A 22630-nucleotide genomic window follows, 5' to 3' on the forward strand; every position below is an offset into this window, starting at 1 on the left:
CCCTCCGCTGCACCGGGAGTCCGATGTCTGACGACACCTCACTTCAGATCCCGTTCCCGCACCGCCGCAGTCCGCACGGCCCCTACGCGACCGCCCTGCACCGCGACTGGCTGGTCCGCCACCCCCTGCTGCCCGACGCCGACCACCCCGGCTACGCGCACTGGGAGGTGGTGGACCTCGCCGCGCTCGGCTACCCGGACGCCGGACCGGACGAACTCGCCCTGGCCGCCGACCTGATGGGCTTCTACTTCCTCTTCGACGACCAGTTCGACGGCCCGCTCGGCCGCCGCCCCTCGGAAGTCGCGCCGATCTGCGAACGCCTGATCGCCGTCCTGCACGGCGCCCGCCCCGACCAGGAGTCCGCGGTCGAGACCGCCTTCGCCGACCTCTGGAACCGCAGCGCGCACGGCATGCCCGCGCGCTGGCAGGCGCGCGCCGCGTACAACTGGGAGTACTACCTGGCCAGTCACCCGGCCGAGGCGGCCGGCCGGATCTCCGCCCGGCCCCCGGACCGGGACGGCTACCTCGAACTCAGACGGGGCACCGCGGCGATGGAGACCATCTTCGACATGGTCGAACGGATCGGCCAGTTCGAGGTCCCCGCCGCCGTCCTGCACCACCCGGTGCTGCGTCAACTCCGCCAGCTGGCAGCGGACATACCGTCACTCAGCAACGACGTGCGGTCCTACCCGCTGGAGGCGCCGCGCGGCGACGTCAACAACCTGGTCATGATCGTCCAGCGGGAACGCCGCTGCTCGCCCGACGAGGCCTGCGCGGCGGTCATCGCGGAGGCCCAGCTGATGGTCGAGCGCTGCGAGGAACTGCACGGCCGACTCCTCGACGTCTACCGCGAGTTGGGCCTGTCCCGGATAGAGCGCGCGATCGCCCAGCGGTACGCGGACGGGCTGCTCACCTGGCTGGCGGGCTACCTCAGCTGGGAGGCCCGCACCGGCCGCTACCACGCGGTCTGACGCCCACCCGCTGGCCCCCGGCCGCCACACGCCGACCGGGGCAGCCGGCCGGCGGAGTCGGGCGCGCCCGCGCCGGCACCCGCCCCCTGCGCGACCGATCACGCCGGGGTGAGACCGCGCGCGGCGGGCCTCCCGCGCCGGGCGCCGACCGCACCCGGGGTCGACGACCACCCGGACAGGACCCGGACGAGCCGACACGGGAGCCGCCGCAACCCGGCCTCGCGGCGCGCCCCCGCGACCCGACCTCCCGACCCGGCCTCGCTGCGCGCCCTCACGGCACGCCCCGAACGACCCGACCGCGCAGCACACCCCGAACGAGCCGACCGCGAGAACGGCCGGAACGCGCACCCTCCGTACGGACCCGGCGCACCGACCGTAGCCGCGCGGGCGCCCGGCGGTTATCGTGCTCGACGGCGGGCGCCCCCGGGCGTCCGGCCCGTGTGCGTGTCCTTACCCTCCCGCCGGGCCGCCCCGACCGGGCGGTCCGGCGCGCCGCCCCGGCCCGCGGCCCGGGCGGCGCCCGACGTCGCGAGGAGACACCAGAGCATGACGGTCTACCAGCCCCCCGGTGCGCCCGGCAGCATCGTCGCCTACCGCTCCCGGTACGAGCACTGGATCGGCGGCGGATGGACGCCTCCGGTGCACGGCCGGTACTTCGGCGACCCGACCCCGGTCACCGGCGAGGTCTTCACCGAGGTCGCCCGCGGCACCGCCGAGGACATCGAGGCCGCCCTGGACGCGGCCCACGCCGCCGCCCCCGCCTGGGGCCGCACCCCGGCTGCCGAGCGGTCCCAGGTGCTGCTGCGGATGGCCGACCGGATGGAGGCCAACCTGGAGCAGCTGGCCGTCGCGGAGAGCTGGGAGAACGGCAAGCCGGTGCGCGAGACGCTGGCCGCCGACCTCCCGCTCGCCGTCGACCACCTGCGCTACTTCGCCGGCGCGCTGCGCGCCCAGGAGGGCGGCCTCTCCCAGCTGGACGAGGACACCGTCGCCTACCACTTCCACGAGCCGCTGGGCGTGGTCGGCCAGATCATCCCGTGGAACTTCCCGATCCTGATGGCGGTCTGGAAGCTGGCCCCGGCACTCGCGGCCGGCAACGCGGTGGTGCTCAAGCCCGCCGAGCAGACCCCGGCCTCGGTGCTGCTGCTCGCCGAGCTGACCGCCGACCTGCTGCCGCCCGGGGTGCTCAACATCGTCACCGGCTTCGGCGAGGAGGCCGGCGCCCCGCTGTCCGCCAGTCCGCGGATCCGCAAGCTCGCCTTCACCGGCGAGACCTCCACCGGCCGGCTGATCTCCCGCGCGGCGGCCGACAACCTGATCCCGGTCAGCCTGGAACTCGGCGGCAAGAGCCCCAACGTGTTCTTCGCGGACGTCGCCGACGCCCAGGACGCCTTCTACGACAAGGCCGTCGAGGGCTTCGCGATGTTCGCCCTCAACCAGGGCGAGGTCTGCACCTGCCCCAGCCGCGCGCTGATCGACGCCCCGATCTACGAGCGGTTGCTCGCCGACGGCCTGCAGCGGGTGCGCGCGATGCGCCAGGGCGACCCGCTGGACACCGACACCCAGGTCGGCGCCCAGGCCAGCGCCGAGCAGCTGAAGAAGATCCTCTCCTACTTCGAGATCGGCCAGGCCGAGGGGGCCAAGGTCCTCACCGGCGGCGAGCGCGCGGACCTCGGCGGCGCCCTGGCCGGCGGGTACTACGTGACGCCGACGGTCTTCGAGGGCGACAACTCGATGCGCGTCTTCCAGGAGGAGATCTTCGGACCGGTCGTCTCGGTGACCCGCTTCGACGGCTTCGACCAGGCGGTCGCGCTCGCCAACGACACCCAGTACGGGCTCGGCGCGGGCGTGTGGACCCGCAGCCTCAACACCGCGCACCGGGCCGGACGCGCCATCCAGGCGGGCCGTGTGTGGACGAACTGCTACCACAACTACCCCGCGCACGCGGCCTTCGGCGGCTACAAGAACTCCGGGATCGGGCGGGAGAACCACAAGGCGCTGCTGGAGCACTACCAGCAGACCAAGAACCTGCTGGTCAGCTACTCCCCCGACGCGGTGGGCTTCTTCTAGGCCGGCCCGGGCGGAAAAGTGCGGAGCGGGAGACCGGACCCGGTCTCCCGCTCCACCGCCACTCCCCGCGGCGGGCCCCGGTCAAGCGATGGGGCAAATCGCCTGTTTCGGGATCCAAGCACATGAATGCTGCTATTTTCCCGACGCGCCGCCGACATGCCCGGACGGCCCCCGCGAACGCCGTAGACAGGACTCCCGACCCCTCACCCGCCCCCGGGAGCCCCACATGACCATCGCCACCGCCAAGCTCAGCGACCCCGTCGTCCGCGCCCTCGTCACCGCGATCAACGCGGGCGACCGCGATGCCTTCGTCGGCCTGCTCACCGCGGACGCCAGCATGTCCGACGACGGCTCCGACCGGAACCTGGAGGAGTGGATCGACCGCGAGATCTTCACCGCCCACGGCCGGATGGACGTCCAGACCGAGTCGGACGGCGGCCGGGCACTGGTCGCCAACTTCACCAACGACGCCTGGGGCGAGATGCGCACCGCCTGGCGCTTCACCCTCGACGGCGGGAAGGTCAGCCGCTTCGAGACCGGCCAGGCCTGAACCACAGGGTCAGCCGCTCCGAGACCGGCCAGGCCTGAACCGCAAGGTCAGCCGCTCCGAGACCCGCCGGGCCTGAGCCGCGACGCCGGGCTCAGGACAGCCCCAGGCACCCCCGCACCGCGCGGATCAGGTTGCGCGAGCGGACGTCACCGGTGACGCCGGGCTGCATGCCGTTGGTGACGTACCCGAAGCCCAGCCCGAGCCCCGGATCGGCGAAGCCCAGCGAGCCGCCCCGCCCCGGGTGCCCGAAGCTCGCCGGGGAGGCCATCGGCGCGGTCGGGCCGTGCCGCCAGAAGCCCAGGCCGAAGGTGGAGTTGACGATCAGCACCCGGTCCGGTCCGCTCACCGCCGGCCCGACCGCGCGGGTCAGCACCTCGGGCCCGAGCAGCGGCGGCAGCAGCGCGCCGGAGCCGTCCGGGCGGTCGGCCGCCCCGATCAGCGCCGCGTAGAACCGGGCCAGCGAGCGGGCGGTGCCGATGCCGCCGGCGCCGGGGATCTCGGCGGCCTGCACCGCCGGGTCGTTGAGGTCCACCCCGGGGCGCACGGAGGCGAAGGATCGCGCGGTCAGCGAGGCCGGGTCCTGGTAGGCGTCCCGGACGGACTGCTTGGGCCGCAGCCGCAGCCCGCTCGGGCCGGTCCTGGCCGCCTCCGGGGCCGGCAGGTCGACCAACTTGCCGACCCGCGGCGCGGCCCCGGCCGGCAGGCCGATCCACAGGTCCAGCCCGAGCGGCCCGGCGATCTCCTCGGCGAAGTACTGCCCGACCGTCCGGCCGCTCACCCGCCGCACCACCTCGCCGACCAGCCAGCCGAAGGTGTACGGGTGGTAGCCGTGCGCCGTACCGGGCTCCCAGGCGGGCGTCTGCGCCGCGACGGCCGCCGCCGCGCGCTCCCAGGTGAGCACGTCCTCCAGCCGCAGCGGTGCGTCCAGCGCGGGCACCCCCGCCTGGTGCGAGAGCAGCCAGCGCACCGGCACCCCGCCCTTGCCGGCCGCCGCGAACTCCGGCCAGTACGACGCCACCGGCGCGTCCAGGTCCAGCAGCCCGCGTTCGACCGCCAGCAGCGCGGTGGTCGCGGTCAGGCCCTTGGTGACCGAGCGCAGCACCTGCGCGGTGTCCGCCGTCCACGGCACCGCGGGAGCGGGCCGCCCGCCGACCTCGGGCCGGGCGTCACCGCCCCACAGGTCGACCACCTTGCGGCCGCGCACGTACAGCGCGAAGGCCGCGCCGAGTTCGCCGAAGTCGGCGAAGTTCCGTGCGAAGGCCGCCCGTACGGGCTCGAACCCCTCGGCCGTCCCGCCCCAGATCTCCACCACCGCGCGCCGCCTCCTGCCCGATCCGGTCATCACCGTCCGCCCGCGTTCGAAAGTTCGTGAAGATCCGTTCGAGCCGGGCCCGGAAACCCTAACCTGTCGGTCATGACCAACCCTGCCGAAGAGCTGATTGACGTCGTCGACGAGCACGACCGGGTGGTCGGGACCGCCCTGCGCGCCGAGGTCTACCGTCGCGGACTGACCCACCGCTGCGTCTTCATCCTGGTCCACGACCCCGCCGGGCGGATCTTCGTCCACCGCCGCACCGACACCAAGCTGTTCGCCCCCGGCGCGTACGACATGTTCGTCGGCGGCGTGGTCGGCTCCGGCGAGACCTACGCCGAGGCCGCCGTCCGCGAGGCCGAGGAGGAACTCGGCGTCCACGGCATCGCCCCGCGCCCGATGTTCAAGTTCCACTTCCGGGACCCCGACGGCGGCAAGCTCAACTGGTGGTGCGACATGTACGAGGCCGAGTGGGACGGCCCGGTCTCCCCGCAGGAGTCCGAGGTCGCCTGGCACGCCTGGATGACCCCCGACGAACTCGCCGAGCGCCTCACCCGCGACACCTTCGTCGCCGACGGCGTCGAGGCCTACCGCCGCTACCTGGAGTTCCGGGCGGCTTCCTAGACCGCCCCGAGCCGCCGGGTCCACGCGCCTCACGGGCCGGGTCCCACCGGCCTCGTGAGCCGCCGGACGGCCGCCGGATAGGCTGGCGCGCATGGCCTCCCGTACGCCGTCCCCGACGGCCGACCGCGCAGCACGGACCTCCGCTCCAGACCGGGCGGCAGCGGGCGAACGGCCCCGCCGGCGGCTGAGCGTGGACGAGCGGCGGGAACAGCTGATCGCCGTGGCGCTGGAACTGTTCAGTCGGCGGCCGCCGGAGGAGGTGTCGATCGACGACATCGCCGCCGCCGCGGGCGCCTCCCGGCCCCTGGTCTACCACTACTTCCCCGGCAAGCAGGCGCTGTACGAGGAGTCGCTGCGACGGGCCGGCCGGGAACTGTCGGCCCGCTTCGAGGAGCCGATGGAGGGGCCGCTGTCGGAGCGGCTCCTCCGGGTGATGGGCCGCTACCTGGACTTCGTGCAGAGCCACGGGCCGGGCTTCGCGGCGCTGCTGCGGGGCGGCTCGGTCGCGGCCAGCGCGGGCACCTCCGCGGTGATCGACGACGTGCGCCGGGCCGCGCAGGAGCAGATCCTGGCCCACCTGGCGATCCCGTCGCCCAGCCCCGGGCTGCGACTGACCGTCCGCGCCTGGATCGCCAACGCCGAGATCACCTCGCTGGAGTGGCTGGTCGAGCGCTCGGTGCCGCTGGAGGAGCTGCAGCTGCACCTGGTGCAGGAGTTCGTCGCCGCGCTCACCCTCACGGCCGCCCGGGAGCCCGCGCTCGCCGCCGAGCTGGGCTCCTTCTTCGCCGACGAACACCCGGACGGCCCGACCGGGCGCCTGGTGCGGGACCTCGCCGGGCTGTTCGCCGTCCCGGGGATCCTCGACGCGGTCACCGCACTCGCCGCCGGGACCACCGAAGCCGCCGAGGGCTCCGAGGTGACCGGGGCCTCCGGAGCCTCCGAGGACCCCGAGCCCGCCGGGGCTTCCGAGACCTCCGAGCCCTCCGAGACCTCCGGGGCCGCCCCCGAGTGACCGCCGAACCGGTGGTCACGGCCCCGGCCCGAGTGATCATCGGGTCATCCTGCGGTTCGGTCTGGACGGTGGGCTCTGATAGGAATGGGCAGGGATTTGACGGCGCGCCGCCCCGGCGGGCCCGGTCCCACCCGAACCACCGACGGCAGACGGAGCAGAGCGGGGGGCTCACCAGTTGACCCAGGACGTCCAGTTCAGTGCGGAGGCCAACCCCTTCGCGGCCGCCGAGCAGGTCTGCGCGACCCTCGGCACGCTCACCGACGCCCTCTTCGACGAGCACACCTCGCGCCATCCGGCGGCCTCGCTGGGCGCCCTGCGCACGGACCCGGCCGAACACCCCGACGCCGAGGCACTGTTCGGCCTGCCGCTCGCGCCCAACGGCCCGGTGCACGTCGCCCTCGACCGGCTCGGCACGGTGGTCACCGCCGGCACCGCCCGACCCGGCACCGGCGCACGGATCGCCGACCGGGTGATCGGCGTCCTGCAGGCACGCTTCGGCGGCGGGGCCGTACGCGGCGCCATCGCCGACCGGGGCACCACCTCGGCCGCGCTGTTCCAGCTTCCGGTCACCGGCGAGTTCGCCGACGCCAAGCTGCGCCCGCCGTTCGCCCCCGCACTGGCCGCGCTGGCGGCCGGACAGCAGACCCGTCGGCCGGTCGAACTGCCCACCGGCGCGGGCGCCGAGGTCCGCCTGGTCGTCCCGCCCGGCTTCCACCCGCTGACCTCCCCCGGCGGGCCCCCCGGCGTCTCCTCCCGTACGGTGCCCCCGCTGCCCGCCGACGCGGACCCGGCCGACGGGACCGCCGCCACCGTGGCGGCGGCCGCCGAACTGAGCGGGCACCTGGCCGAGGTCGCCGAGGAACTGTTCAGCGCCACCGGCACCGAGCCGCGCCGCGACTTCGCGGTGATCGCCGCCACCCTGGCCGACCTGGTCCACGACGCGGGCGTCGCGTACGCGGGCGTCTGCGCCCTGGAACTCGACGGCCGCACCTCGGACGCCGCCCTCGTCGTCTCGCTCGCCCGGCACCCGCTGCCGCTCACCGCGCTCGCCACCGAACTGGCCACCGTCCGACGGCACGCCGAGGTGTGGACGGTCCTGCTGCCGGCCGGCCCGGCCGCCGTCCTCGTCGAGGGGCGCACCGCCCCGGTGCCCGGCCCCTTGGCCGCCGACGGGCAGCGGCGCTGGGTGGTCACCTCGGCCGTCGAGGCCTTCGTGCCACTGCCGGACGGCGGGACGGTGCTGTGCGTCCAGCTGTCCACGGCGCGGCCGGAGGACTGGGAGCTGTACACGGAAGCGTTCGCGGAGCTGCTGAAGAGCATCCAGTTCGGCTGGGACGGCGAATCGGCACCGGCCGCCGCCACGCCCACCGGCGTTCCGGCGACCTCTCCGGGCGCGGCCCCGACCCGGGCACCGATTCAGGAACCGGCTCAGGCCCCGGCCGCAGCACCAACCCCGGTGGCAGCCGCCGCAGCCGCCGCCTCCGTGGAGCCCGTTTCCGTCGAGCCCGTTTCCGTCGAGCCCGTTTCCGTCGAGTCGGCCGCCGTCGAGGAGGAGCCGACGGATGCGCCGGTCCACCTGCGCGGCACACCGGTGCGCGTCCCGCCCGCGGACTTCAATCCCTTCGCCCCGGTCGCCGAACCGCTCGCCGCCGGTGCCGGTACTGGTGCCGCTACCGCTGCCGGCTCGGCCCCGGAGGACCCTCCGAAGGGCACCCCGGTCATGGTCCCGCCGCCGGACTTCGACCCCTTCGCCATGCCGGACTTCTCCACCGCGGGCACCGCTGCCGACGTCCGGCCCGCAGGAACGCCTGCGGGAGCGCCCGCGATCGCCGACCCGTTCGGCACGACGGTCGCGGGTGAACCGAAGAGCGACCCGTTCGGCACCACCCTGGCCCCGCAGGGACCGGCCGTCCCGCCGCCGCCGTCGGCCCCGCCGATCATCCCGGCGCCCGTGACCGCTGCGACGACCGCCACCCCGGCGCCGGCTGCGGCCGGGGAGGAGACGCCGCGCAAGGGCACACCGGTCATGGTTCCGCCGCCGGACTTCGACCCCTTCGCCATGCCCGACCTCTCCGCCACGCCCGCGGCGGCGCCGGAGCCCGCCGCGGAGGCGGACGCGGCACCGGAGCACCGCCCCTTCGGCTGAGCCCTGACCTCCTACCCCGGCGGCGTGCCGCGCGCGACGCGCAGCACGCCGCTCAGCGCACTGTCGTCCGTCACGCGCGCCGCCGCTCGATCATCGTCTCGATCCCGTCCAGCATCCGTGCCATGCCGAACTCGTACAGCGCCTCCAGGCTCAGGTCGAGCTCCGGCCCCCGGTTCATCGCGTCGAACATCGGGAACCGCTCCGGATCCGCCATCAGCCGGTCGTGGTCCTCGGCGTCCAGCCGGTCCATCCACTCGTCGGCCGACAGCCCGCTGTCCTGCTCGGCCTGCGCCTCCCGCTCGAAGTGGGTCGCCAGCCCGCACACGAACGCGGCCAGCGCGACGGAGGCCTGGGCGATCTCCTCCCAGCTCAGCCCCACCCCGGAAAGCGCCGCCATCGACCGCTCGGTGTGCAGCGCGGCGTCCGGTGCCAGCACCGGCCGGGTGAAGGACATCGTGGACGCCAGCCACGGGTGCCGGCGGTAGATCCGCCACTGCAGCCGCGCGACCTCCTCCAGTGCCTCCCGCCAGTGCGGCGAGAGGCGCTCCGGCAGCGGCTGCTCGCCGAAGGCCACGTTCATCATGAGCCGCAACAGCTCGTCCTTGCCCGGCACATGACGGTAGAGGGACATCGTCGCGACGCCGAGATCGGTCGCGACCCGCCGCATCGACAGCGCCGCCAGCCCCTCCGCGTCCGCCACCTGGAGGGCTGCGGCCACGATCCGTTCCCGGGTGAGTTCGCGCTCACCGCCGGTCCGTGTGCGCCGCCCTCCGGGCGCGCCGGGCGACACCGGCGTCGTCGCCGACTCCTGCGCACCGGAGGCCCGTTGCGGTTCCCGGTCGGGCACCCGGACGTGCGCCCCGGCCGCCGTGGTCCCGCCCGCCTTCGCGCCGGCCGTCGGCGTCCCGGCCACCACCGTCCCCACCCCGGGGACGGCCCGGACCAGCCCCTCGTCCCGCAGACGGTTCAGCACCTTGGTCGCCGTGGCCATCGCGACGCCCCACTCCTGGGTGATCCGCCGGGTCGACGGCACCCGCGTCCCCGGCGCCAACTCCCCCGTCGCGATGCGCCGTCGAAGCTCGGCCGCGATCCGCTCCGAGGGAGTCCCGTGCTCAGCCATCACCCACCACCCGCCAGACCGTCGACCACTCCGGGGAGGAACCCGAACCGGAGAGTAGCCCGAAGGGCAGGCCCCCGCGGGTCGTCGTCACCAACTGCCCGACGCCGCCGCCGGGTTCACCCTCAGCCCGCGCGCCGCGCCAGGTGCACCACGTCCGGCACCCCGCGGGACACCGGGATCTCGTGCGTCACCACGTCCGAGAAGCCCGCCGCCCGCAGTGCCTCCTCGAAGGCCGACGACGGCTGCGCGCTCCACACCGCCAGCACCCCGTCCGGCTGCAGCCGGTGCCAGAGCACCGCGAGCCCGTCCGCGCCGTACAGTCCGTTGTTGGAGTCGGTGACGGTCCAGTCCGGCCCGTTGTCGATGTCGAGGCACAGCGCGTCGTAGCGCTCGCCGTCCGCGGCCGCGAGGTACTCCAGCAGGTCGGTGTGGAGCACCGCGACCCGTTCGTCCTCCAGCGCGCCGCCCGAGAAGGCGCCGAGCGGTCCGCTGCGGTGCCACTCGATGATCGCGGTCTCCCGCTCGACGATGGCGATCCGCCCCCAGCGCGGCTCGGCGGCCGCGTAGGCGAGCGAGAAGCCGACCCCGAGGCCGCCGATCAGCACCGCCGGCCGTTCGGCGCGACTGCCCGTCCGGTCCAGCTCGTCGAGTGCCGCCTGGATCAGCAGCCGCTCGGAGCGCCCGTCGGCGGTGTCCATCAGGAAACAGCCGTTGGCGATGATCTCGAAGTGCCGTCCGCGCTGCCGCAGCACCACCTCGCCGTACGGGCCCTCCCGCCGGTCGAGCGTGACGACGACCTCGGGGCCGTCCCGTTCGGGCAGTGCGGTGGTCATCCGTCCTCCTTGACGAACGCGGGTGGACTCCGGCGAACTCGGGGCCCGGACCGCACCGGTGCGGTCGCGGGACCGTCCCGGTGCGGACGAGTACCCGCCCGACAATAGCCGAGTCCGCACCCGCTCCCGTCAGGTCGTGATCAACACCCCCGCGTAGGAGACGCCGGCCACGACGACCCAGGAGCCGAGCCCGAGCAGGGCGATCCGCCCGCCGGTCCGCATCATGGTCGGCAGGTGCACGGCGCTGCCGAGCCCGAAGAGCGCAGCGGCCAGCAGCAGCTCCTGGGCGTCCCCGGCCAGGCCGAGCGCCTGCTCGGGGAGCACCCCGGTGGTCCGCAGGACGATCATCGCGAGGAACCCGGCCACGAACAGCGGCACGATCGGCGGGCGGCTCCCGGTCTTCACCGGATTCTCCGCCGCCGCGTCCGCTCCCGCTGCCGTTCCCGGCTCCGTTCCCGCTGCCCCGGCAGCCCGGGCCGCCCGCAGGTTCCGCCGCGCGACGACGGCGACCCCGGCCACCAGCGGCGCCAGCAGCATCACCCGCATCAGCTTGACCAGCACCGCCTCCCGCAGCGCCCCGGCCCCGCCGGTCTGCGCGGTGGCGACCACCTGCCCGACGTCGTGCACGCTGGCGCCGACCCAGCGCCCGAACTCCACCTCGCCGAGCCCGAGCGGGTGCTGGAGCAGTGGCAGCACGGCGATCGCCAGGGTCCCGCACAGGGTGACCAGGGCGACCGAGGCCGCGACGTCCTCCTCCTCGCTGCCCGCCGCCTGGCTGACGGCCCCGATCGCCGAGGCCCCGCAGATCGAGTACCCGGTGGCGACCAGCAGCGACTGGTCCCCGGGCAGGCCGAGCCGCCGGCCCAGCCAGAGGGTCCCCGCGAAGGTCGCCGCGACCACCGCGAGCACCATGACCACGGTGGCCCAGCCGAGGCCGAGCACGTCGCCCAGGCTGAGCTTGAGCCCGAGCAGGACGATGCCGGCCCGCATCAGCCGCTTCCCGGCCGTGGACAGCCCGGGTCGGGCAATCCCGCGGACCACCGGGCGCAGCCCGGGCAGGTGGGCCGCCGCCATGCCGAGGACGACGGCGGCGGTGAGCTTGGGCACGGCCGGCACCACCGCGTGGACGCCCAGCGCGGCGGCCACGCCGAGGGCCGCAAGCAGCAGCCCGGGGGCGTCCCCGCGCATCGGGGGCAGCGAGTGGGTCCGGGCAGCGCGCTGCCGGAGGGTCAGTGCCACGCCGTCGCTCACTGCTCCTGGTCGGCGGGGAGCCGGTAGACCCGCCGGATGCTGGTGCCGAGCCGCGAGACGTCGGCGCCGTACACGTGGATGGAGATCGCCGTGGTGCTGCAGGAGTTGCGCACCAGGTGGATGTCGCCGGGCGGGGCGAAGGCGGCGACGGTGCCGGCCGGGCCGGCCACGTGCTCGGTCTCGACCAGCCGGGCCCTGCGGCCGTCGGAGACGAGCCGGTAGCGGGTCTCGCTCTCCTGGCCGCGGTGGACGCCGGCCACGCACCACGAGACGTGGTCGTGGATCGGGGTGTGCTGGCCGGGCAGCCAGACCAGGGCGACGACGGAGAAGCTGCCGTCCTCCTCGGCGTGCAGGACGTGCTGGCGGTAGCGCTGCGGGTCGCCCTCGCACTGGGCGGGGGTGAGCAGCGCGTCGGGCCCGTCCGGGTCGGCGTGGAGGTGCGGGGCGAGCCGCTCACCGACGAGGTAGGCGGTGAGCTCCGGGGGCAGTCCGCGGTCCACGACGGCGCGGATCTCACTGATCAGCGCGGTCATCCGCTCGGTGAGCCGGTCGCTGCCGACCGTGGCTGAGGGCGTCATGCCAGCAGGTTCGGACCTACTGACCTATCACGTCCAAGGAGGGTTCGTAAGCGACATCCCTATCAAGGCTTATACGTCAGCACCCGACGCGGCTCGCGGCCGCCTGCCGCAGGTGGTCCAGCACCAGCCCGGTGGCCGGGATCCGGCGGTGCTCGCGCAGCACGTACGCGCTCACCTGGCGCCGCAGGTGCGGCTCGACGGCCCGCCCGGTGACCTTGCGGTGGCACATGAAGGAGAGCACCAGCGCGGGCATCAGCGCGATCCCGACCCCGGCGGCGACGAGCGACTGCACGGCGAGGTTGTCGTCGGTGGAGAAGACGATGTCCGGTGCGAAACCCTCCTCCGCGCAGACGTGCAGCAGGTTGGCCCGACATCGCGGGCAGCCGGCGATCCAGCGCTCGCCGTCGAGGTCGGCGAGCCGTACGGCGTGCCGGCGGCCGAGCGGGTGCCCGACCGGCAGCAGCACGGTGAGCAGGTCCTCCATCAGCGGGATCTCGTCCACCCCGTCGGGGACCTCGGTGGCCGCGCCCGGGTAGCGGAAGGCCAGCGCGATGTCGCACTCCCCGCGCAACAGCCGCTGGACGGAGTCGGGCGGCTCGGCCTCCAGCAGTTCGACCCGTACACCGGGGTGCTCGGCCAGCAGCCGGGCCATCGCCTCGGGTATCAGGGTGGCGTTGGCGCTGGGGAAGGCGCAGACCCGGACCCGCCCGGCGCGCAGCCGGGCGAGCGCGGCGAGCTGCTGCTGGGCGGCGGACATGCTGCCCAGGATCAGTTCGGCGTGCCGGGAGAGCGCCTCGCCCGCCTCGGTGAGCCGCAGTCCGCGCCCGGCGCGGGTGAACAGCGGGACGCCGACGGTGCGTTCGAGCGCCTTCATCTGCTGGGTGATGGCGGGCTGGGTGTAGCCGAGTTCACGGGCGGCGGCCGAGTAGGAGCCCGCCCGGACGACCTCGTGGAACGTCCTGATGTGCCGCGAGTCGAACACCGGCTCCATGGCCCTCCCGTCCGGGTCGTCGTCCGGACCGTCGAGGCGGTCCCGTCCAGCCCCGCAATCATAAGAGGAATTTGGAGGTACCGGCCCCTGCCCCATCCGCATCTATGGTTCAGCCTCGAACCACGCTCCTCACTGCTGCGCCGACGGCGGCAGTCCCGTCGCCACCCCGGCCCCGGCCACCGGCGCCCCGCCCTGCGCCGCCGGACTGCGCCGGCTGCGCCTCTCGACCGTCCGGGCGAGCCAGGAGAGCAGCAGGCACATGCCGATGTAGATCGGGGTGATCACCATCACCACCGGGATGAACGGCAGGTCGTAGTCCAGGTTGGTGGCGATCAGCTTGCCCGCGTGCAGGAACTCCTCGTAGGTGATCAGGAAGCCCAGCGAGGTGTCCTTGAGCGCGACCACCAGTTGGCTGATGATGACCGGCAGCATCGCCCGGTTGGCCTGCGGCACCAGCACGTAGGCCATCACCTGCGTCTTGCGCAGGCCCAGCGCGTACGCCGCCTCCCGCTGCCCCTTGGGCACCGCGAGGACGCCGGCCCGGAACACCTCGGCCAGCACCGAGCCGTTGTAGAGCACCAGCCCGGTCACCAGTGCCCAGAGCGGCTGCACCTTGAGGGCGACGAACACGAAGAAGATCATCACCAGCACCGGCATGGCCCGGAAGAACTCCACCACCAGCGTGGAGACCCAGCGCACCGCCCGGTGGTCGGACAGCCGCCCGGCCGCGAACAGCGCACCGAAGGGCAGCGCGAACAGCACCGTCAGGCCGAAGGCCTTCAGGGTGTTCCCGAGCCCGCGCAGCAGCAGTTCCTGCACGCCCCGGTACTCGAAGGCCATCCACTTCTGGTACGTGAACTGCTCGGTGTGGAACAGCATGTAGACGACCCAGCCGATCACCGCCGCGATCAGCAGCAGCGCGATCCCCCCGTACAGCCGGTGGCGGGCGAGCGCCTTCGGGCCGGGGATGTCGTACAGCGCCGAGGATTCAACGGTCATCGGGACACCGCCACTCGTCGTTCCAGCAGGTTGAAGACGGCGCTGATGGTCAGGGTGATGATCAGGTAGCCGACGGCGATCCAGACGAAGGTCCAGACGATGCTGTAGCCCAGCTCGTTGATGGTCCGGTAGGTGCCCAGCAGTTCGGTGACGCTGAACGAGCCGGCGATCGCCGTGTTCTTCGCCAGCGCGATCATCACACTGCCGATCGGCGCCACCACCGACCGGTACGCCTGCGGCAGCACCACCAGGCCCATCGTCTGCCCGAAGCTCATGCCCAGGCTCCGGGCCGCCTCCCCCTGCCCGGTCGGCACCGTGTTGACGCCCGAACGCATCGCCTCGCAGACGAAGGCCGAGGTGTAGCAGCCCAGCGCGAGCACCGCGAAGGTGTAGAAGGGCAGGGTGATGTCGAACCGGGGCAGGCCCAGGACCACGATGAAGAACAGCAGGGTCAGCGGGGTGTTGCGCAGGATCGTCACCCACACCGCCCCGAAGATCCGCAGCGGTCTGACCGGCGAGACCCGAAAGCTCGCGACCAGCACCCCCAGCACCAGCGACAGCACGGCGCTCACCGCGAAGAGCGAGAGCGTGCCGAGGAAGCCCTCCCAGTAGGTCGACCAGTTGTCGGTCAGCGTTTTCACGGCGCGGCCGCCCTCTCAGTACCGGTTGATCTGCGGCGGGGCCGGTGCGGGCTCCCCGGAGAGGCCGAGGGTCGCCTCGAAGGCCCGTTTCCAGTCGCCGTTCTGCTCGTGCTGCTCCAGCGCGTCGTTCAGCGCCGCGCGCAGCCCGGTGTCGTTCTTCGGCACCCCGACCCCGTACGGCTCGGTCGAGAACGGCGCGCCGACCACCTTGAGCTCGTCCGGCACCTTGGCCGCGTAGCCGAGCAGGATCGCGTTGTCCGTGGTCACGGCGTCGACCTGGCCGGTGATCAGGTTGTCGACGCAGGCCGAATAGGTGTCGTAGCCGATCAGCTTGGCCTTCGGGTACTGCGACTGGATGCGCTGGTACGGCGTCGAGCCGGCCGCCGAGCAGACCGTCTTGCCGTCCAGGTCCTCCGGACCGTGGATGGTGTTGTCGTTCTTGCGCACCAGCAGCGACTGCCCGGCGACGAAGTACGGCCCGGCGAAGCCGACCAGTTTCTTCCGGTTGTCGTTGATGGTGTACGTGCCGACGTAGTAGTCCACCTGGCCGTTCTGCAGCGCGGTCTCGCGGTTGGCCGAGGCGATGGTCTTGAACTGGATCTTGTCCGGGGGGAAGCCGAGGGAGGCGCCGAGCATCTTGGCGATCTCGATGTCGAAGCCCGAGTACTCGCCGGTGGCCGGGTTCTTCTGGCCCAGGTACGGCTGGTCCTCCTTGACGCCGACCACCAGGTGGCCCCGGCTACGGGCGGCGTCCAGGGTCGGCGAGCCGGTGATCGCGGAGGCGTCCTGCACCTGGTAGCTGGGCAGCGCGCTGGGCTGCGGGCCCTTGGGCGGCGGCGTGCCGGCCTTGCCGCAGCCCGCCGCCAGGGCAGCGAGCAGCAGGGCGGCGACGAGCAGGCACTTCCCCGCCCTCCTCCCACGCGCTCCGGCCGGCGCACCGGATTCCCCCGCCGGCCCGCCGGGCGTCGTCTCACGGTTCACGGCGCCGCCTCAGTGCTTCAGGATCTTGGACAGGAAGTCCCGGGCGCGCTCGCTCTCTGGGGCGCCGAAGAAGTCCTCCGGGGCCCGGTCCTCGACGATCCGGCCGTCCGCCATGAACACCACCCGGTTCGCGGAGGCCCGGGCGAACCCCATCTCGTGGGTGACCACGACCATCGTCATGCCCTCGTGGGCGAGCCGGCGCATGACGTCCAGCACCTCATTGATCATCTCGGGGTCGAGCGCCGAGGTGGGCTCGTCGAAGAGCAGCACCTTGGGGTCCATCGCCAGTGCGCGGGCGATCGCGACCCGCTGCTGCTGTCCGCCGGAGAGCTGGGCCGGGTACTTGTCGGCGTGCGCGGAGAGTCCCACCCGCTCCAGCAGCGCGCGGGACTTGGCGTCGGCCTCCGCCTTCGGCCGGCCGCGGACCTTGACCTGCGCGAGCGAGACGTTCTGCAGCACCGTCTTGTGCGCGAACAGGTTGAAGGACTGGAACACCATGCCGACCTCGGCACGGAGCCGGGCGAGCCCCTTGCCCTCCTCGGGCAGGGGCTCGCCGTCGATCAGGATGGTGCCGTCCTCGATCGGTTCCAGCCGGTTGATGGCCCGGCACAGCGTGGACTTTCCGGAGCCGGACGGTCCGATGACCACGACGACCTCGCCCCGGCCGACCGTCAACTCGATGTCCTGCAACACGTGCAGGTCACCGAAGTGCTTGTTGACCCCGCGCATCTCGATCAGCGGCGCGAAGGCCGGAGCGCCGGCGCGGGCCGGCCCGGGATCCGTGGTCACCGGCTGCGCCGCCCCTTCAGCAGCCAGCCGAGCGCCCCACCGGCGATCAGCGTGGCCAGCAAAGTGATCCAGAGCGGCGCGGTGACGGTGAACACCCAGAACTGGATCTTCACCTTGTCGAGGTTGGCGAACAGGAACCACACGGCGAGGACGACGATGACGCCGATCCCGATGTAGCGCGTGGGGATCCCACCGATCTCACCGCGCGGGGAGCGGGAGGAGCCGTCTGAAGTCTTGGTCACCGGAGCAGTCTGCGGGCCTGTCCGCCGATTTGCCCGGTTACGCGCCCTTCCGGGCCAGGGAGTAACCCGCACGGGGCAATCCGACCCCGTGCGGGTTTACCGATCTCTCCCCTCCCGTCTCCCCCCTCCCGTTCCAGGCACGTCCTCCTCCGCTTCTCCGGCCCTCGACCCGACCGCTCCCGAGCCGACCCCTCCCAACCCGGCCCCTCCCGACCCGGCCCCTCCCGACCCGGCCCCTCCCGACCCGGCTGCCGTCGGCCGCTACCGCTCGTCCCGCCAGGACCGCCAGAGCGCCGCGTACGGCCCGCCGGCCGCGACCAGCTGCGGATGGCTGCCGTACTCGCTGATCCGTCCGCCCTCGACCACCGCGATCACGTCCGCGTCGTGCGCGGTGTGCAGCCGGTGGGCGATGGCGATGACCGTCCGGCCCTCCAGCACCCGGGAGAGCGAGCGCTCCAGGTGCCGGGCCGCCCTCGGGTCCAGCAGGGAGGTGGCCTCGTCCAGCACCAGGGTGTGCGGATCGGCCAGCACCAGTCGGGCCAGGGCCAGTTGCTGGGCCTGCGGCGGGGTCAGCGAGGTGCCTCCGGAGCCGACCTCGGTGTCCAGTCCCTCCGGCAGGGCGTCCACCCAGGCGCCGGCGTCCACCGCGTCCAGCGCGGCCCGCAGTCCGGTGTCGTCGGCGTCGGGCGCGGCCAGTCGCAGGTTGTCCCGCAGGGTGCCGACGAAGACGTGGTGCTCCTGGTTGACCAGGGCCACCTCCGCGCGTACGCGTTCGGCCGGCATCCGTGACAGCGCCGTCCCGCCGAGGGTCACGCTGCCGCGGCCGGGGGTGTAGATCCCGGCCAGCAGTCGCCCGAGCGTGGACTTGCCCGCCCCGGACGGCCCGACCAGTGCGACCCGGCTGCCCGGCGCGACGTCCAGGCTGATCCCGTGCAGGACGTCCGCGCCCTCGCGGTAGCCGAACCGGACGTCCCGGGCCTCCACCCGGCGTCCGTCCGGACGGGCGCTCTCGTCCCCCTCGTGTTCCGGCACCTCGCGAACGCCGACCAGCCGGGCCAGCGAGGCCTGCCCGATCTGCAACTCGTCGTACCAGCGCAGGATCAGGTCCACCGGGCCGGTCAGCATCTGGGCGTACAGCACACCGGTGGTCAACTGGCCGACGGTGATCCAGCCCTTGATCGTGAACAGCCCGCCGAGCACCAGGGTGGCGAGCACCGCCGCGGTGTAGACCGCGTCGATGGTCGGGAACCAGACCGAGCGCAGCCACAGGGTGTACCGCTCCCAGTCCAGCCACTCGCGCAGCTTGTGGTCGGTCAGCCCGATCCGGCGGTCGCCCAGGCGCAGCGCCTCGACCGTCCGTCCGGCGTCCACCGTCTCGGCCAGGACGGTGTTCACCGCCGCGTACCCGGCCGATTCGTTGCGGTAGGACTGGGGCGCGCGCCGGAAGTACCAGCGGGACGTCGCCAGCAGCAGCGGCAGCCCGATCAGCGAGGTGAGCGCGAGCAGCGGCGAGGTGACCATCAGCGCGCCGAGCACCAGCAGCAACGACACCACGGCGACGGCGAGTTCGGGCACCGCCTCGCGCACCGACTTGTCCAGCCGGTCGACGTCGGTGGTGCCCCGGGACACCAGGTCCCCGGTGCCGGCCCGTTCCAGCACGCCGGTCGGCAGCGCGACCGAGCGGACCAGGAAGTCCTCGCGCAGGTCGGCCAGCACCCGCTCGCCGAGCACCGCGCCGCGCATCCGCGACCAGCCGGTGAACGCGGCCTGCGCCACGAGCGCCAGCAGGTACCAGGCGACCGCCACCGTGATGGTGGACCCGGCGGTGCCGGTGGCCAGCGACTCGACCAGGCTGCCGAGCACCCAGGGGCCGACGAGTCCGGCCAGCGTGGCCACCGAGTGCAGCGCCACCACCGCGGAGAAGCCGCCGCGGTGCCGCCGAGTGAGCAGCAGCAGGTACTCGCGCACCGCGGCCGGGGAGCCGACCGGCAGGGTGGTGGCCGGCCCCTGTTCCTCGTGGACGGGGGGTTTCATGACGTACTCCTCGTATGCGTGGCGGGGCGGTCGACGAACCGGTTCGAGAGCCCGCTCACACGGCCTCACCCACCGGCTGGGCGGCTTCCTCGTCGCGGGTGACCACGGCCCGGTAGGCCGGCTCGGTCCGCATCAGCTCGCGGTGCCGCCCGGCCGCGACCACCCGGCCGTCGCGCAGCAGCACCACCCGGTCCGCCTGGTCGAGCAGCAGCGGGCTGGTCGCGAAGACCACGGTGGTGCGGCCCGCCCGGGTGTCCCGCAGACCGGTGGCGATCCTGGACTCGGTGTGGGCGTCGACCGCGCTGGTGGGCTCGTCCAGCACCAGGACCGGCGGGTCCGCCAGCAGCGCGCGGGCCAGGGCGAGCCGCTGGCGCTGCCCACCGGACAACGAGCGCCCGCGCTCGGTGATCCGGGCGCGCATCGGATCGCCCGCGCACTCCGGCGAGCCGTCCACCAGGGCCTCCAGCACGTCGTCCGACCGGGCGGCCGCCAGCGCCTCGGCCGCCGGGACCCGCCCCGAGGACGGGATGTCGAACAGCTCGGCCAGCGTGCCGGAGAGCAGCACCGGTTCCTTGTCGTGGACCAGCACGGCCGCCCGCGCCTCGGCCAGCGGCACCGCATCCAGCTCCGTACCGCCGAGCCGCACGGAGGGCAGGTCCGGCTCGTCCTCGGCCCGCGGGACGTGGCCGCCGAGCCGTTCGGCGAGCGCCCCGGCGAAGTCCGGGTCCCCGCAGACCACCGCGGTCAGCTCGCCGCCCCGCGCGGTCAGCCCGCTGGCCGGGTCGTGGAGGTCGGCCTTGGCCGGCCGGGTCAGGGCGGCCCCGGTCGCGGTGCCGGTCCGACTGAGGGACAGCACCCGGACGGCCCGCCCGGCGGATACCCGGGCCACGCTCCAGGCGTGTGCGGCCTCGCCCAGGATCCGCAGTGGCGCGGCCAGGAAGGCGGTCGCGCCGTACACCGCGATCAGGGTGCCGACGGTGAGCTCGCCGGCAGCCGCCAGCCGGGCGCCGTACCAGGTGACGCCGACGACGAACAGGCCTGGCAGCAGCACTTGTTGGGCCTGCATCAGCGACCAGATCCGGGCCGATCGGACGGCCGCCGCCCGGACCTTCTGCGAGGCGGCCCGGTAGCGCTCCAGGAACAGCTCCTCACCGCCGATGCCGCGCAGCACCCGCAGGCCCGCCACCGTGTCGGCGGCCAGCTCGGTGGCCTTGCCGCCCAGCGCGCGCTGCTGCTCGTAGCGCCGCTCGAACGGCCCGATCAGCGGCCAGACGGAGGCGGCCAGCACCGGGACGCCGAGCAGCACTCCGATGCCCAGCACGGGCTCGACCACCAGAACCACCGAACTGACGGCCAGCCAGACGATCACCGCGGACCGGACCCGGGCGATCAGTTCGACGTACCAGCCGATCCGCTCGACGTCCCCGCTGCCGACCGCGACGACCTCGCCGGTGGCGATCCGGCGGGACAGTCCGGCCCCGAGGTTCGAGGCCTGCCGGGACACCAACTGCCGCACCTGACAGGCGGCGTGGATCCAGTTCCAGACCGCCTGGCGGTGCAACAGCACGGTTCCCAGCGCGGCGCCCGCGGCGAGCAGCAGGGCGAGTCCACCGGCCTGCCAGATCCCGTCGGCGTCACCGTCGACGGCGGCCTGCACACCCATCCCCAGCGGTATCGGCAGGGCGGCCCGGCAGCCCATTTCGAGCAGCGCCCAACAGGTGGCGAGCAGCTGCCCGCGCCGCTGGCTGCGCTGCAGCCAGCGCAGGAAGGCGAGGGGCGAGGAGAGGTCGGGACTGCCGGGATCGGCCAGCGGCAGGGGGGTGAGCGGCATGACACTCCGATACGAACGGTGCGGAGGTACAGGGGAACGGGGGAACGGGGGAACGAGGAACGGAGCCCCGGGAGGAGGGGGTCCACGGGACGGAAGCGGAGGTGCGGACCGGCACGGGCCGCGCGGCACGCAGACCCCGCCCACGTGGACGGCCCGAGCCGACGGGCGACGGACGCGCGGCGCGACGGCGCGGCAACACCGGGGCGTCCGGAGGTAGCGCCGGCGGCAAACGCAGGCGGGAACGCCGGAGAGCGCCGGAGAGCGCCGGACGGACACAGGAAGGGCACGAAGGGCCCGGGTTTCAGGAGGCCATGTCCGCGAGACTGCCAACCCCGGTGTGACCCCCGCAACAGGTTTTCCGCCGCCGTGTCCCCCACACGGCCCAGCCGATGGCCCACCCACGACCCCCACCCGGCCACCCACGACCCCTGCCCGGTCACCCACGGTCCCTGCCGCCCCCCGCCGCCCGGACGCTCCCGGGCCTGCCCACGGCCGCCCGCGCAGCCCCGGCACGGGCCCGACACGACCCCGGCACGGCCCCGACCCGGGACGCGCACCCCCTCCCCCGCGCCCCGCCACCCCGGGCGGACCCCTGCAAATCAGCACCCAAGATTCACCCGTTTGGCGGGAACAATCACGTTCCGGTGCCAGTTGCCCACCTCTGGAAATACCTACGACCAGGAGGGCACCCCGTCCCGTGAGCACCATCCCCAGCGTCACCCTCAACGACGGCGCGCAGATCCCGCAGCTCGGCTTCGGAGTGTGGCAGGTCCCGGACGGCGAGGCCACCGCCGCCGTCCGCTCCGCGATCGACGCGGGCTACCGCTCGATCGACACCGCCGCCATCTACGAGAACGAGGCCGGCACCGGCGCGGCGATCGCCGGGGCACTGGCGGGCGGCGTCGCCCGCGAGGACCTCTACATCACCACCAAGCTGTGGAACTCGGGCACCCGCGACTGGTCCGGCGAGCAGGGCCGGGACGCGGTGCTGCGCGAGTTCGACGCCTCGCTGGAGAAGCTCGGCCTCGACTACCTCGACCTGTACCTGATCCACTGGCCGCGCCCGATGCACGGCACCTACCTCAACGTCTGGAAGGCCCTTGAGCAGCTGAAGGCGGACGGCCGGGTCAAGTCGATCGGCGTCTCGAACTTCGGCACCGAGCAGCTGACCCGCCTGCTCGACGAGGCCTCGGTCGTCCCGGTGCTGAACCAGGTCGAGCTGCACCCGTACTTCCCGCAGGAGGAGCTGCGCGCCTTCCACGCCGACCACGGCATCGCCACCGAGGCCTGGAGCCCGCTGGGCCAGGGCGGGGAGCTGCTCGCCGAGCCGGCCCTGGTGAAGATCGCCGGGAAGCACGGCCGCACGGTCGCCCAGGTGGTGCTCCGCTGGCACCTGCAGAGCGGCGTGATCGCCATCCCGAAGTCGGTCACCCCGTCCCGGATCCGGGAGAACCTGGACGTCGCGGGCTTCGAGCTGGACGCCGAGGACCTGACGGCGATCGCCGCCGTCGCCACCGGCAAGCGGATCGGTCCGGACCCGCAGGGCTTCGACTGGAACTGACGCGGGGCCGGGGCCCGGATCCGGGCCCCGGGCAGCCGCACGGGCCCGTCGGGGCCCCTCCGCCGGCCATGACGAAGAGCGCCCGCCCCAGGAC

At 73.7% G+C, this 22630-nt stretch carries 20 protein-coding genes; 7 read left to right on the forward strand and 13 right to left on the reverse strand.

What is annotated here, in order from left to right; all coding sequences use genetic code 11:
- The first annotated feature begins 23 nt into the window (after positions 1-23).
- From ACFV04_RS26530 to ACFV04_RS26540, 3 genes are all read left to right on the forward strand, one after another.
- Complete coding sequence (locus tag ACFV04_RS26530; protein ID WP_360249814.1) at positions 24-971, forward strand: terpene cyclase; 948 nt, start codon at positions 24-26, stop codon at positions 969-971.
- 546 nt (positions 972-1517) lie between these two features.
- Entirely contained in the window at positions 1518-3041 is a 1524-nt protein-coding gene (locus ACFV04_RS26535) for an aldehyde dehydrogenase family protein (RefSeq protein ID WP_380342399.1), read from the forward strand.
- Between the two features lie 226 nt (positions 3042-3267).
- Positions 3268-3591: a nuclear transport factor 2 family protein gene (locus tag ACFV04_RS26540; RefSeq protein WP_380342396.1), complete on the forward strand. Its 324-nt coding sequence runs from the start codon at positions 3268-3270 to the stop codon at positions 3589-3591.
- Between the two features lie 91 nt (positions 3592-3682).
- Here the strand turns inward: ACFV04_RS26540 and ACFV04_RS26545 are convergent, their stop codons facing one another.
- Complete coding sequence (locus ACFV04_RS26545; RefSeq protein ID WP_380532910.1) at positions 3683-4903, reverse strand: serine hydrolase domain-containing protein; 1221 nt, start codon at positions 4901-4903, stop codon at positions 3683-3685.
- A 102-nt stretch (positions 4904-5005) separates the two neighbouring features.
- Here ACFV04_RS26545 and ACFV04_RS26550 point away from each other — a divergent pair, with 102 nt between their 5' ends.
- The 3 genes from ACFV04_RS26550 (at position 5006) to ACFV04_RS26560 (ending at position 8685) form a co-directional block, all read left to right on the forward strand.
- Positions 5006-5527 (forward strand): NUDIX hydrolase, encoded by a 522-nt coding sequence (locus tag ACFV04_RS26550; RefSeq protein WP_380532913.1) that lies wholly within the window; start codon positions 5006-5008, stop codon positions 5525-5527.
- A 184-nt stretch (positions 5528-5711) separates the two neighbouring features.
- Positions 5712-6539 (forward strand): TetR/AcrR family transcriptional regulator, encoded by an 828-nt coding sequence (locus tag ACFV04_RS26555; RefSeq protein ID WP_380532927.1) that lies wholly within the window; start codon positions 5712-5714, stop codon positions 6537-6539.
- A gap of 175 nt (positions 6540-6714) precedes the next feature.
- Positions 6715-8685 carry a hypothetical protein gene (locus tag ACFV04_RS26560; RefSeq protein WP_380532916.1) on the forward strand — a complete coding sequence of 657 codons (1971 nt, stop codon included), beginning with the start codon at positions 6715-6717 and terminating at the stop codon, positions 8683-8685.
- Positions 8686-8755: 70 nt separating this feature from the next.
- Here the strand turns inward: ACFV04_RS26560 and ACFV04_RS26565 are convergent, their stop codons facing one another.
- From ACFV04_RS26565 to ACFV04_RS26620, 12 genes are all read right to left on the reverse strand, one after another.
- Positions 8756-9805 (reverse strand): TetR/AcrR family transcriptional regulator C-terminal domain-containing protein, encoded by a 1050-nt coding sequence (locus ACFV04_RS26565; RefSeq protein WP_380532919.1) that lies wholly within the window; start codon positions 9803-9805, stop codon positions 8756-8758.
- 122 nt (positions 9806-9927) lie between these two features.
- A complete protein-coding gene (locus tag ACFV04_RS26570) occupies positions 9928-10638 on the reverse strand; it encodes a spermidine synthase (protein WP_360249835.1) in 711 nt (236 codons plus the stop codon).
- A gap of 129 nt (positions 10639-10767) precedes the next feature.
- Complete coding sequence (locus ACFV04_RS26575; protein ID WP_380532930.1) at positions 10768-11826, reverse strand: YeiH family protein; 1059 nt, start codon at positions 11824-11826, stop codon at positions 10768-10770.
- 59 nt (positions 11827-11885) lie between these two features.
- Positions 11886-12467, reverse strand: a complete 582-nt coding sequence (locus ACFV04_RS26580; RefSeq protein WP_380342386.1) for a cysteine dioxygenase — start codon at positions 12465-12467, stop codon at positions 11886-11888.
- A 76-nt stretch (positions 12468-12543) separates the two neighbouring features.
- Positions 12544-13449, reverse strand: coding sequence for a LysR family transcriptional regulator (locus ACFV04_RS26585; protein ID WP_360250620.1), 906 nt, complete (start codon positions 13447-13449; stop codon positions 12544-12546).
- Positions 13450-13587: 138 nt separating this feature from the next.
- Positions 13588-14457, reverse strand: a complete 870-nt coding sequence (locus ACFV04_RS26590; protein WP_380342383.1) for an amino acid ABC transporter permease — start codon at positions 14455-14457, stop codon at positions 13588-13590.
- The gene (locus ACFV04_RS26595; RefSeq protein ID WP_360249844.1) at positions 14454-15098 is read right to left on the reverse strand and encodes an amino acid ABC transporter permease; all 645 of its coding nucleotides are present in this window, start codon (positions 15096-15098) and stop codon (positions 14454-14456) included. Before ACFV04_RS26595 ends, ACFV04_RS26590 begins: the two co-directional genes overlap by 4 nt.
- A gap of 15 nt (positions 15099-15113) precedes the next feature.
- Positions 15114-15995 carry a glutamate ABC transporter substrate-binding protein gene (locus ACFV04_RS26600; protein WP_380532933.1) on the reverse strand — a complete coding sequence of 294 codons (882 nt, stop codon included), beginning with the start codon at positions 15993-15995 and terminating at the stop codon, positions 15114-15116.
- 93 nt (positions 15996-16088) lie between these two features.
- Complete coding sequence (locus ACFV04_RS26605) at positions 16089-16817, reverse strand: amino acid ABC transporter ATP-binding protein (protein ID WP_380532936.1); 729 nt, start codon at positions 16815-16817, stop codon at positions 16089-16091.
- Positions 16818-16864: 47 nt separating this feature from the next.
- On the reverse strand, positions 16865-17110 hold the full coding sequence (locus tag ACFV04_RS26610; RefSeq protein ID WP_380342381.1) for a LapA family protein: 246 nt from the start codon (positions 17108-17110) through the stop codon (positions 16865-16867).
- 261 nt (positions 17111-17371) lie between these two features.
- The gene (locus tag ACFV04_RS26615; protein WP_380342379.1) at positions 17372-19144 is read right to left on the reverse strand and encodes an ABC transporter ATP-binding protein; all 1773 of its coding nucleotides are present in this window, start codon (positions 19142-19144) and stop codon (positions 17372-17374) included.
- Positions 19145-19199: 55 nt separating this feature from the next.
- The gene (locus ACFV04_RS26620; protein WP_380342377.1) at positions 19200-20975 is read right to left on the reverse strand and encodes an ABC transporter transmembrane domain-containing protein; all 1776 of its coding nucleotides are present in this window, start codon (positions 20973-20975) and stop codon (positions 19200-19202) included.
- Between the two features lie 697 nt (positions 20976-21672).
- Here ACFV04_RS26620 and ACFV04_RS26625 point away from each other — a divergent pair.
- Positions 21673-22536, forward strand: coding sequence for an aldo/keto reductase (locus ACFV04_RS26625; RefSeq protein WP_380532924.1), 864 nt, complete (start codon positions 21673-21675; stop codon positions 22534-22536).
- The last annotated feature ends 94 nt before the right edge of the window (positions 22537-22630 follow it).

Source organism: Kitasatospora sp. NPDC059599, from assembly GCF_042735125.1.
In the GTDB taxonomy this organism is placed as follows: Bacteria; Actinomycetota; Actinomycetes; order Streptomycetales; family Streptomycetaceae; genus Kitasatospora.

Bases quoted from the DNA above. Each gene is read 5' to 3' on its own strand.
- ACFV04_RS26530 (WP_360249814.1), top strand. From the start codon at position 24: ATGTCTGACGACACCTCACTTCAGATCCCGTTCCCGCACCGCCGCAGT.
- ACFV04_RS26535 (WP_380342399.1), top strand. From the start codon at position 1,518: ATGACGGTCTACCAGCCCCCCGGTGCGCCCGGCAGCATCGTCGCCTAC.
- ACFV04_RS26540 (WP_380342396.1), top strand. From the start codon at position 3,268: ATGACCATCGCCACCGCCAAGCTCAGCGACCCCGTCGTCCGCGCCCTC.
- ACFV04_RS26550 (WP_380532913.1), top strand. From the start codon at position 5,006: ATGACCAACCCTGCCGAAGAGCTGATTGACGTCGTCGACGAGCACGAC.
- ACFV04_RS26565 (WP_380532919.1), bottom strand. From the start codon at position 9,805: ATGGCTGAGCACGGGACTCCCTCGGAGCGGATCGCGGCCGAGCTTCGA.
- ACFV04_RS26570 (WP_360249835.1), bottom strand. From the start codon at position 10,638: ATGACCACCGCACTGCCCGAACGGGACGGCCCCGAGGTCGTCGTCACG.
- ACFV04_RS26575 (WP_380532930.1), bottom strand. From the start codon at position 11,826: ATGCGCGGGGACGCCCCCGGGCTGCTGCTTGCGGCCCTCGGCGTGGCC.
- ACFV04_RS26580 (WP_380342386.1), bottom strand. From the start codon at position 12,467: ATGACGCCCTCAGCCACGGTCGGCAGCGACCGGCTCACCGAGCGGATG.
- ACFV04_RS26590 (WP_380342383.1), bottom strand. From the start codon at position 14,457: ATGACCGTTGAATCCTCGGCGCTGTACGACATCCCCGGCCCGAAGGCG.
- ACFV04_RS26615 (WP_380342379.1), bottom strand. From the start codon at position 19,144: ATGAAACCCCCCGTCCACGAGGAACAGGGGCCGGCCACCACCCTGCCG.
- ACFV04_RS26620 (WP_380342377.1), bottom strand. From the start codon at position 20,975: ATGCCGCTCACCCCCCTGCCGCTGGCCGATCCCGGCAGTCCCGACCTC.